The sequence below is a fragment of the Candidatus Liberibacter solanacearum CLso-ZC1 genome, assembly GCF_000183665.1.
Taxonomy (GTDB): Bacteria; Pseudomonadota; Alphaproteobacteria; order Rhizobiales; family Rhizobiaceae; genus Liberibacter; species Liberibacter solanacearum.
On record NC_014774.1, the window covers coordinates 739,108 to 751,380 of the forward strand.

Here is a 12,273-nt window from a genome sequence, read left to right on the forward strand (position 1 = left end):
CGAGGAATATCCTATTTCCGATGCGTCATTAAGAAGTTCCATAATACTTATTCAGCGACCTTTAAACCAAAAATCTATATATCTCATAACATAAATATTAACATATAACAATAAATAAAAATCTAATGTCCTACAATTTCCATAGTAAGCGGAGTCCCATACGTACTAACTTTAAGTCTACGATCTCTAAAATTAGAATTAAACATCTCTTCATCAAAAACAGTACCATCAGAACCAAGAAGAATACCGCTTGTTGTTTGTTTTAAAGCACTTTTCAAAACTTGTTTATTATCAACAATAAAATCACCCTTTTTTAAAACAATGTGTCCTTGTTCACTACGAACATCTTTAACAGCTCTATCATAAAGCAAAGAACGGAACATTTCAGAAATACCAACAGATTTTGATTGTTTCTTCCAAAAATCTTTAACAGATGCCAAGAAACCTTTTTCACTACCAGTAGTTCCCTTAAAAGCTCTATCAAGTTCCTCAATCATATGTTCGGAACTCAAAGGTTTAGAACGCCCAGCAAATTTTTTATAAAAATAATTGCCAGTATCAAGACCTAAAGGAAAAGTATAACCCGCACTTTTAGATACTTTTTTAGCCATCGTTCCAAAAAAACCGATAAAACGGTCAGTAAACTCATCATTGATAGTATTTTCGCAAACACTAACAAAATCAACCTTGTCAAAATTCCTAACGACAACATCAATCATATTAGGAATACTAATCTCTCGCCTCCTCCACTTACCATCTTTACCTTTCCAACGTGTAATTTTTTTAGGTAAAGCATCATAAAAACGCTTAACAATCTCATCAATTTCTTGATGAACACCAAAAACAAGACGTGTAGCCTTAGCATATGCCATATACGCCATACCGTATGCACTTCTATTCTTACCCTCTAAAATACGCGGGGCGGGAATTGCTAAAGCATGTGCAACAGTAGTAGAAATAACCGGCGTAATAACACCCGTTACAGGATGCACCAAATAAAAATACTTCTCTGCAGGTAAATTATAAGGCTTGTACTGTGGAATAGTAATAGATGGAAAAGGAACAGTTACAGGTTTAACAGGATTAATAGAAAAGGGAATTGTAGACGGGATAGGAGAGCAAAGAGATCTAGAAGAACTAATAGGAACATCAGATTCCAAAGGAATAGAAATATTAGGCGACGTAATATAAGGAACAGGAGGAACTAATGTATTTTCCCTAATGTTTTGTCGCCCTCCTCTAACTTGTAATCCCGCAGAAGCTAAAGCCAAAGAAGCACCATAAAGGCGGCTATACTCACGATTAGCAGACAAAACACGCCTAGAAGCCATTTCAGATAATTTACTACCTCCATCATAAACAGTGTCATAAGAATGATCGGTATAAAATTGCTCTAAAGCTTTATTAACAAAAGCTTGTTTACTAATACGTTTTGTTTTAGGTATGTATCGTTTAGGGAAAATAGTTTCCTTAGGCTTAGATATAACTTTAATCCAACTATCAGCAGGAGAACTATATAAAAAAGAATATTTCTTTTTTATTTCTTTAAGTTGCTCAGATATAGGTATTGAAAAATTATAAGGCGGAACATAGGGAAGCAAACCACCTAAAATTAATATATGATCTTTCCAAAATGATGATTTCTGCCCTAAAGAAAAACCATGAGCACCAAAAGGAAATTCATCCTTATCAAGGCATGCCTTAATATATTCTAATGCTTTAACTAAAGCAGTAGATAAAGTTGTCATCGGATTATAAGAAGCAATAAACAAAGAACCCGAAAACATTTTATCATAAAACTCACTCCAACCATTAATATGATACGATATAGTTTTATAAACAGGAGTCAGTTTCGAACCAACCCAAACATAATCATAAATATATTCATTAGTCAAAGAAGATTCACCATGAAAATAAAAGCCTTGAACAGAAAGTAAATCTTCCCCAAAAGGAATAGTAACGGGAGGAATTGCAGGAACTAAATCCTTTTCAGGAACTAAATCCTTTTCAGGAACATCCGTAGAAGAATCTGTAGAAGCAGATGATAATTTAGCTAAACTACCTAAATAAGATATTATATCCTTTATTAATAAAGGTAAATAATAATCAATAACTCCCTTACCTTCCCATGATTCTATATAACGAGTATGCTTTTCATAATCTTCTTCCGTCATAGCCTTATTATAATACTTAATAGATTTACCACCAGATATAAGATGTGCAAAAATCTTACCCTCATCTAAACCCATAGCTTTAGAAACCGCATATGCAGAAACAGCACAAGCTAAATAGAAATATACATAATTTTTATTTCTTTTATCTTGTTTAGACAAAAAATTTATAAATGAAGAATTCATATGACATAACACCAATTAAAAAACAAAAACAAAAAAACAAAAAAACAAGCATACTATAATAACGGAAATTACCAATAATTTTCCAAAGATTGTTAAAATCATCAGAATATTTAAGCTCTAAAAGAAGTTTTCTAAAAAACATTCTGACAATAAAATACATTTTTAGAAAATCATAACGAAATCTAATTTTCCAAAAAATACGCCTTATAAAAGAAAAAAAATTGCCTAAATATCCCAGAGAAGAAAATATAAAAATAGGAAACCAAAAAAAATAACCAAAACCTAAATCAATATTAAAAAAATATTTTAAAAAATCACGAATTATATTTTCAATAATACCGCAAATAAAAATAAAAAAATAATTTCAATAATTCCCATAAAAATATTTTTAATAAATTTCATTTGTTTTTTCACCCTTTTAAAACGTTATGTGTTTCCCCTTGCTTCGCAAACTTAAACTTGGCTTCACTACACTTCCTTTACGCTTCGCCCAACACCCTGGGGGTAAGTCAATGACAACTGGTGTTGTGGCTACACACCAGTCCAGTACGGTACGTACGCCGTCCGTACAAGCCTAGGTTGCCCCTAGGACGAATCTATTTCATAGAACCGTAACAAAAGGACGCTCTTACTCTAATGCCTTTTGAATCTTCTTTCAGAAGATATTTACACACATAACGGGCAGTATTCAAATCCTCTCTTAAAAGACGAACATGAGAAAAACCCTCTCTAATCCATTCTTCTTGAATTTCTGCCTTTTTTAATAACTCTTCCCCTGATTTCTGATGAATTAGCATATGTGCATGAGGATTACCGCTTTTGTGTTTTTCAAAAACAATAAAATAACGAAATTTTTTAGATGTATTCTTTCGAAGACGCTTTAAAAATAAAACAATCTTATCACCGAATCCTTTACATAGTAAACGAAACTTTAAATCAACATCCGAAATATTAAGACTCCTTATATCTTCAATAATAGTTCCATACTTTTTTTTACCGTAAAAAAAATTACGGTCTTCAATAGATAAACTTTCAACATATTGCCCAATAGTAAGGGCATAATTTTTTATATGGTTTGATGGGCTAAAAGTTAAAGTAATAAACCATGTCCGAGAAGAACGCATAACCTCAGTTTGAGCACGACGAAGCCAAAACATGCCCCTACTCTTACAACAAACAGAACAACGACGACAACGAGCCAAAATATAAAAAAAATAATTATATTTATATCCAATATCAAAAATAACAACTATATCAGTATAAACCATAACTAATACAACTGGATTACAACAACCACCAGAAAAATCCAAACAAAAACAAGAATGATTTTTTTCATATCTATAAAAATCAGAAACTTTTATTTTAGCATAAAGTTTTAAAAATAAATCTTTATCAATAAACCTATAATTACTACGACGACAAACAGAATCACCATAAATTTCTTTTATAAGACGGTCATTAATTCTAAGAAAAGGATAATAACCATAAAAACCTTTAGAATAAAGATTAAAAGGCTCATAAAATGATTCTGGTAAATTAAAATAAACAAAAACAGTTGACAATTCAGGCATATCATAGATAGAAACATATTCCCGATTTTCACGCTTATTCATACGAATATTTAAAAAATAATAATAAATTCTTTTTAAAAATATCCAATAATAAGAAAATTCATGATTTCCATATTTAGAAGAATAACAATGTTCTAAAACACTATCATCACCATAATCAGGAGGGGAAACCAAAATATTTTCCGCCAAAGATTCAATGGCTTCATAAAAAAGACTAACGTGATCAAGTGCAACATATTTAAAAGTATAACCATAATCCCAAAGAGACATTAATTTAGAAAAACGAGAATCAATTTCCATTAAAAATTAACACCTAAATAAAAAGGTGTCAGTTGTGCATATATATATCAAGTACTTCGCTTCGCTAATTTTATCTGCACAATTCCAACACACCCAAAACAATTAAAAGAAATCCTAAAGGGGTCTGTGGACGGCTTACAGTTGTCGGCTTACACCCGACCACAAGCCCCCTATGCTTCCGTGAAGAAACAAAAAAATCAATTGAGTGGTATTAAGTATTATGGAACATTGGATATATTGTTATGGGTTATCAAACATTAATTGATTTGGTTACGTTAGTTTATATCGTGTATGTCGAAATTAGACATAAACGAAACTTAAACTACATATGGGAACGTTTTGTTGAACATCTGCAAACAAAACGGTTGGTGATTAATCACCAAAAAGAAAAAAATACAGAACATGTTGAAGAAAAGGAAAAAAACTAATGGTTTTTCGAAGAAAAAGAACTTACGCCCGTAGTAATTTCGGTCGTAGTAATTTCGGTCGTAGTAATTTTGGTCGTAGTAATTATTCTGGTGGTAGTAATTATTACACTCGTGGTAATTACCCTGGTTCTGCTAAACCTCGTAATCGTTTTACTGGATTCATGAAAAACGGTCGTTGGTATTATTACAAATCTAAAACTCTTAAAAACCGTTCTGTAAGAAGTGGAAACCGTGTTTACAGAAAGAAGAATGTAGGTCAACAAGGTCTTATTTTGCAACTTCCTGCTGGAAGTCAAGTTGTTAATGTTAGTTCTAAACGTAAATATACTAAATCACGGTTTTAAGGGAATTTTTTAGTAATGGATCTTCGTGTTTTATCTAAAAATATCAAGAAAGACGTAAAATATCTTATTAATCTCTCTTCTGAGATTGATACTTTTTTGAAGTCTTCTGATGAAAGTTTGGAACATAATCTTTATCGCACTTTAAGTGATTTATTTATCAGTCATGATAAAAATAATCGTGCTTTTATGAACCTTTTAGACGAATTCAAGCTTGAATTAGATTTTGTATCTAAAAGATTACGTGTTGTCGAAAACCAGTTGTCAAGAATTGAGAAACGTTTCAAATGCGAAGTTATCGATTTTGATACTGGTTTTTCTTTATCAGAAAGTAAATAAATGTCTGAAAATGAAACTGTTAAAAAGACTGTTAGAACGGATAACAGTAGAGGTATTGTTAATGCCTTTAGGGGTTCTGCTAAATATCGTCGTCATCCTAAGTTTCCTATTAGAGGTGCTTTTAGTCCTTTTCAATTACAGCCTGTTTGTTTAGCCCCTGTTTTTGGTGGTGAAACTGTTGAAAAGGTTAATGTTAATCTGAAACTTGTTTCATCTCGTTTAAAAAACTCTTTAAGTGGTTTTTGGCATGAATTTTATTGTTTTTATATTCCTTTGATTTCTTTTGATGATATGTACCTTGATTTAGCTAAGTTTTCTTCAGACTCAACTATTAATAATGTAGATAGCTATTGCGAATCTGTGGAATCTGGGAAAAAACTTAATTATTATCATCGTTCGGGAATTAATTATATTAAGCGTTGTCTAAAATCCGTAACGGAAACATATTTTAGACCCCGTGAAAATAATGTTGCGGTTTCATGGGATAAGTATACTTATAAAGGTTTGCCAATTTGCCATGTTCAAAGTAAAGGATACATTCAAGATTTTTTACCTGATGAAGAAATTGAGCAATCTGTTGAGGAAACCGCTGAAAGTGAACAATATAAGACTTGGGAAAAGCTTTATGCGGAAGGTTCAACGGCTTTTTCTTTTAGTGATTATATGCGTTACTTTGGATTTGATATTGAACGTATTAAAGAAGAAAAGGTTAAATTACGTGAACCCTACCCTCCTGAATTGTTAGGTTTTCATCGTTCTTATCAGATGCCTAGAGACCATTACGATATTTCTACGGGTAAATATGTCAGTAATTTAAAATTTGATTATAATAGTATGCTTTGTTATCGGCGTAAGCGTAAATATCTTAATCATCCTGGATTTGTTTTGTCATTAATGGTTTTAAGACCGAAGGTATATGCTAAAGACCAATTGGGAACGTTCACTTCTTATATGAGTGATTTGAATTTATTTCAACCTGATGTTTTACGTTCTGATTATAATCATTCTGTTAGAATTTTTGAAAAAAATAAGGGTGTTTATTCTGGTAGAGATTCTGAATATATGATTGATTTTGCAGACCTTTATAGGAATGGTGAACAGTTTGTTAGTGTTTCTGATGAAAAAGACCCCTATTCTTTTGTGGGTAATTCTGTGAATTTTGGTAAAAGTGCTTATGCATCTTCTGAAGATATAGCTTCTTTATTTATGGATTCTGGCCATTCTTTCTTTTATGATGGTTTAGCCGATATACAATTTAAATCTCGTGTTGTATCTTCTGATGAACAAAAACGGTTATCGTTTGATTATAAATATTATTCTATAGACCCTACAACTAATGAGGTTAAACCGAAAGACTCGGCTACTGTTGCTCCTATTGAAAAGACTATTACTGGAACTGCTGGGGAAATTATGTTGGATGGACATGAAAAGAAGGTTTATGAGGATAGGTTAAAAGGTTTTGATGCTCAGTATGATCCTTTGCTTTATAAGCCTTATGCTGGGGCTCTTTGGGCTTTTCCTGCTAAGGGTACTACTGTTGTTCCTAAGGGTGTTAAACGTAAAGACGTTCCTGGTTATATAGAAAAACCTGACTTTAGATATGGAGAGTAAATATGTTTATTAATTATTTCTATGGGTTATTCTTATCTTTTTATTTTGGATTAGCTTGTTGGATTGTTTGGGATATTATTAAGGTGAATAATACTATTACTTGTTTGAACAAGGAAAAATTGAAATTATTTTCAAAAATGCGAGGAATACCTTGTATCGAACGCATCATTGAGAAGTTCCATAATACTTATTCAGCGATTTTTAACTTAAAAATTTATATGTGTCATAACATAAATATTAACATATAACAATGAATAAAAATCTAATGTCCTACAATTTCCATAGTAAGCGGAGTACCGTACGTACTAACTTTAAGTTTACGGTCTCTAAAATTAGAATTAAACATCTCTTCATCAAAAACAGTACCATCTGATCCAAGAAGAATACCGTTTGTCGTTTGTTTTAAAGCACTTTTCAAAACTTGTTTATTATCAACAATAAAATCACCCTTTTTTAAAACAATGTGCCCTTGTTCACTACGAACATCTTTAACAGCTCTATCATAAAGCAAAGAACGGAACATTTCAGAAATACCTACAGATTTTGCTTGTTTACTCCAAAAACCTTTAACAGATGCCAAAAAACCCTTTTCACTACCAGTAGTTTCCTTAAAAGCTTTATCAAGTTCCTCAATCATATGTTCGGAACTCAAAGGTTTAGAACGTCCAGCAAATTTTTTATAAAAATAATTGCCAGTATCAAGACCTAAAGGAAAAGTATAACCCGCACTTTTAGATACTTTTTTAGCCATCGTTCCAAAAAGACCAATAAAACAGTCAGTAAACTCATCATTGATAGTATTTTCGCAAACACTAACAAAATCAACCTTGTCAAAATCCCTAACGACAGCATCAATCATATTAGGAATACTAATTTCTCGCCTCCTCCACTTACCATCTTTACCTTTCCAACGTGTAAGTTTTTTAGGTAAAGCATCATAAAAACGCTTAACAATCTCATCAATTTCTTGATGAACACCAAAAACAAGACGTGTAGCCTTAGCATATGCCATATACGCCCTACCGTATGCACTTCTATTCTTACCCTCTACAATACGCGGGGCGGGAATTGCTAAAGCATGTGCAACAGTAGTAGAAACAACCGGCGTAATAACACCCGTTACAGGATGCACCAAATAAAAATACTTCTCCGCAGGCAAATTATACGGTTTGTACTGTGGAATAGTAATAGATGGAAAAGGAACAGTTACAGGTTTAACGGGATTAATAGAAAAAGGAATACTAAATGGAATAGGAGGACAAAAAGATCTAGAAGAACTAATAGGAACATCAGATTCCAAAGGAATAGAAATATTAGGCGACGTAATATAAGGAACAGGAGAAACTAATGTATTTTCCCTAATGTTTTGTCGCCCTCCTCTAACTTGTAATCCCGCAGAAGCTAAAGCCAAAGACGAACCATAAAGGCGACTATACTCACGAGTAGCGGACAAAACACGCCTAGAAACCATCTCAGATAATTTACTACCTCCATCATAAACAGTATCATAAGAATGGTCGGTATAAAATTGTTCCAAAGCTTTTTTTACAAAAGACCCTTTACTAATAAAATTTGTTTTAGGAACATGTTTTTTAGGAAAAACAACTTCCTTAGGTTCAGAAGGTTCAATAACCTTAAAAATAACTTTAACCCAATTCTCAGAAGAAGAATTGTATAAAAAAGAATATATCTTTTTTAATTCTGCAACTTGAACATTTTTAGGAATAGAAAGATCAAGAGGAGGAACATTAGAAACCAAACCAGAAAAAACAAGTAATTTTCCTTTATAAACTCCTACTGATTTAGAACCTAAAGAAAAACTAGAAGCATGATAAGGAAAATCATTATTATCAAGACATAACTTAATATACTCTAACTCTTTAAGTAAAGCAGTATATAAAGTTGAAATCGGGTTATAAGACACAGGCAATAAAGAACCCGACCAATTCTTAGAATAACCTTTATTCCAACCATTAATATCATATGAAACAGTTTCATAAACAGGAGTCAACTTCGAATTAACCCAATCATATCCCTTAGTATATTGACGAGTTATAGAAGGTTCACCATGTAAAGAATAACCTTGAAAAGAAAGTAAACCTTCCCCAAAAGGAATAGTAACAGGAGGAACTGAAGGAACTAAAGCCTTTTCGGCAACATCCGCAGAAAAAACAGGAACAGATGAAAAAAGAGAAAATACAGATTTATCTAAATTATCTAAATAATCTAAAATGTCCTTTAGCGCAGTTCCAAGAGTACCTTTAACTTTAGTTGATTTAAGAAATTTTTCATATTCAGCATATTCTTCATGGGTCATAGCACCAAAAAAATACTTAATATACTTATTTTTATCATACAAACGTAAAAAAACTTTTTCTTCACTTTCACCTATAATTTTAGAAATTATAAAAGGAACTAAAAAAAGAGGTACAATATACCCAGAGAAATTTAGAAAAGAACCTCTTAAAGCTTGTAATAACAAATAGGGAATTAAAGGATTCATACCAAATCAATACCTAAAAAATATTTAAAAAAAGATATAACAAAATGCATAGAAAATTGCAAAAAAATAATAAAAAGTATCCATTTAATAAAGAATTTTCCTAATTTTATTAAAATTTTCTTCATTTATTTATCCTACTTTAGATAACAATAAAAGACATATTACAACTTAGGTTATATAAAACAAAATATCCAAAGCTAACATCAATAGTACCGTTAAAACGTTATGTGTTTTTCCTTAACTTCGCTCCACTAAGCTGCGCCCTACTACACCTTACCTTTACGTTGCCACTTCAAACCTTGGGGGTAAGTCAATGACGAATGGGTGTGATGGCAAAACCACACACAGTCCAGTACGTGAATACGTACAAGCCTCGGTTACCCCTCGGACGGCTCTTTTAAAGAACCGTAACGAAAGGACGCTCTTACTCTAATGCCTTTCGAGTCTTCTTTTAGAAGATACTTACACACATAACGGGCGGTTTTCAAATCCTCTCTTAAAAGACGAACATGAGAAAAACCTTCTCTCATCCACTCTTCTTGAATTTCTGCCTTTTTTATCAACTCATCACCTGGTTTTTGATGAATTAACATATGTGCATGCGGATCACCGCTTTTATGCCTCTCAAAAACAACAAAATAACGAAATTTTTTAGATGTATTCTTTCGAAGACGCTTTAAGAAAAGAACAATCTTATCCCCAAATCCTTTACATAGTAAACGAAACTTTAAATCAACATCAGTAATATTAAGAATTGTTAAATCTTCAAAAATAGTTCCATATTTTTTTTTACCGTAAAATAAATCACGATCTTCAGTAGACAAACTGTCAACATATTGACCAACAACAAGGGCATAGTTTTTAATATGGTTTGATGGACTAAAAGTTAAAGTGACAAACCATGTACGAGAAGAACGCATAACCTCAGTTTGAGCACGACGAAGCCAAAACATCCCCCTACTTTTACAACAAATAGAACAACGGCGACAACGACATAAAATATAAAAAAAATAATTATAATTATATTTAACATCAAATATAACAACTTGATCTGGATAATACATAATAACTAAAACAGGATCAGAACAACCACCAGAAAAATCCAAACAAAAACAACAATGATCAATTTTATAACTATAAAAATCAGAAACTTTTACCTTAGCATAAAGTTTTAAAAACAAATCTTTAGAAATACAAGTATAACCACCACTTCGATAAACAATAGAATCACCATAAATCCTTCTTATAAAACGATCATTAATTCTAAGAAAAGAATAATAACCAAAAAAACCTTTAGGTTTAAGATTAAAAGGCTCAGAATAAAATAAATCTACACCTTTATACCAACTTAAAACATGTCTCAACTCAGGCATATAAAAAAGAGAAAAATATTCTCGATCATCAGCTTTATGCTTATCCAAATGCTTTTCTAAAAAATAATAATAAAGTTTTCTTAAAAATATCCAATAATAAGAAAATTCATGATTTTTATAACTAGAATTAGAATAATGATCTAAAACACTATCTTCACAATAATCAGGAGGATCAATCAAATGATCTTCCGCCAAAGATTCAATAGCTTTATAAAAAAGACTAATTTGATCAAGCGCAACATATTTAAAAGTATAACCATAATCCCAACAAGAAGTTAATACAGAAAAACGATCAATTTCCATTAAAAATAACACCTAAAATAAAAAGGTGTCAGTTGTGCATATATATATCAAGTCCTTCGCTTCGCTAATTTTATATGCACAATTCCAACACACCTAAAACAATCAAAAGAAATCCTAAAGGGGGTCTGTGGACGGCTTACAGTTGTCGGCTTACACCCGACCACAAGCCCCCAGGCTTCCGTGAAGAAGAAAAAAAAATCGATTGAATGAGATTAAGTATTATGGAACATTGGATATATTGTTATGGGTTATCAAACATTAATTGATTTGGTTACGTTAGTTTATGACGTAAAATATATTATTAATCTCTCTTCTGAGATTGATACTTTTTTGAAGTCTTCTGATGAAAGTTTGGAACATAATCTTTATCGCACCTTAAGTGATTTATTTATCAGTCATGATAAAAATAATCGTGCTTTTATGAACCTTTTAGACGAATTCAAGCTTGAACAGAAAGCAGACTGTATCCCAATGGAATAACAACGGGAGCAATCCAAAACAAAACTAAAGCACGCTACTAGCAACTAAAAAACGTGAAGTAGGATATTTTATTTCCGCTTTATGTAATTGCTTAAGAAATTCACCCGTATTAGGGTCATTAAGAAAATTACTAAAATACTCTGATTTTAATTTTAAAGAAGATTTAGACATTAAAAAAAAACACTAAAAAAAAACCTATAAAAAAACAAATAGGAATAACAATAAAAAACAAACAAACAAAATAAATCTTATCGTAAAGAGGATCAACTTTATCTTTACGAACCCAAACACCGTAATCTTTTAAAATTCCAGTTTTTACAAATAAAAATCTAAAAAAATATAAAAAGTAATTACGAATTTTGTGATAATAATACAAAAAAGGAAAAGGGAAAAAATAGTTTAAAACTCTCCTAATAAAAAAAAACAAAAAATAAATCAAAAAAATAGGAACAGGAACATAGTAAAATTCCAAATCCAAAAGAAAATCAGAAGACATATAAATACCTCATAATCGTTATGTGTTTTTCCTTAACTTTGCTCCACTAAGCTTCGCCCTACTACACCTTACCTTTACGTTGCCACTTCACACTCTGGGGGGAAGTCAATGAAAGGTGGTGTGATGGCAAACCACACACAGCCAGTACGTGTAATCGTCACCGTTACCGTA

At 31.5% G+C, this 12,273-nt stretch carries 8 protein-coding genes; 4 read left to right on the top strand and 4 right to left on the bottom strand.

Going from position 1 to position 12,273, the window contains the following annotated elements; genetic code table 11:
* Positions 1-122: 122 nt before the first annotated feature.
* Entirely contained in the window at positions 123-2,357 is a 2,235-nt protein-coding gene (locus CKC_RS03370) for a hypothetical protein (RefSeq protein ID WP_013462097.1), read from the bottom strand.
* A gap of 596 nt (positions 2,358-2,953) precedes the next feature.
* Positions 2,954-4,228, bottom strand: coding sequence for a rolling circle replication-associated protein (locus CKC_RS03380; RefSeq protein ID WP_013462099.1), 1,275 nt, complete (start codon positions 4,226-4,228; stop codon positions 2,954-2,956).
* A 427-nt stretch (positions 4,229-4,655) separates the two neighbouring features.
* Between CKC_RS03380 and CKC_RS03390 the strand changes: the two genes are divergently transcribed.
* The 3 genes from CKC_RS03390 to CKC_RS03400 are packed head-to-tail and all read left to right on the top strand — an operon-like array spanning position 4,656 to position 6,947.
* A complete protein-coding gene (locus tag CKC_RS03390; RefSeq protein WP_013462101.1) occupies positions 4,656-5,000 on the top strand; it encodes a hypothetical protein in 345 nt (114 codons plus the stop codon).
* Between the two features lie 15 nt (positions 5,001-5,015).
* Positions 5,016-5,336, top strand: coding sequence for a hypothetical protein (locus CKC_RS03395; protein ID WP_013462102.1), 321 nt, complete (start codon positions 5,016-5,018; stop codon positions 5,334-5,336).
* Complete coding sequence (locus tag CKC_RS03400) at positions 5,337-6,947, top strand: hypothetical protein (protein ID WP_013462103.1); 1,611 nt, start codon at positions 5,337-5,339, stop codon at positions 6,945-6,947.
* A gap of 262 nt (positions 6,948-7,209) precedes the next feature.
* Here CKC_RS03400 and CKC_RS03410 read toward each other — a convergent pair whose 3' ends face one another.
* Positions 7,210-9,450: a hypothetical protein gene (locus CKC_RS03410; protein WP_013462105.1), complete on the bottom strand. Its 2,241-nt coding sequence runs from the start codon at positions 9,448-9,450 to the stop codon at positions 7,210-7,212.
* A 377-nt stretch (positions 9,451-9,827) separates the two neighbouring features.
* Complete coding sequence (locus CKC_RS03415; protein WP_013462108.1) at positions 9,828-11,126, bottom strand: rolling circle replication-associated protein; 1,299 nt, start codon at positions 11,124-11,126, stop codon at positions 9,828-9,830.
* A 243-nt stretch (positions 11,127-11,369) separates the two neighbouring features.
* On the opposite strand from CKC_RS03415, the gene CKC_RS03420 reads away from it, so the two are divergent.
* Positions 11,370-11,606: a hypothetical protein gene (locus tag CKC_RS03420; RefSeq protein ID WP_013462109.1), complete on the top strand. Its 237-nt coding sequence runs from the start codon at positions 11,370-11,372 to the stop codon at positions 11,604-11,606.
* Positions 11,607-12,273 lie beyond the last annotated feature (667 nt).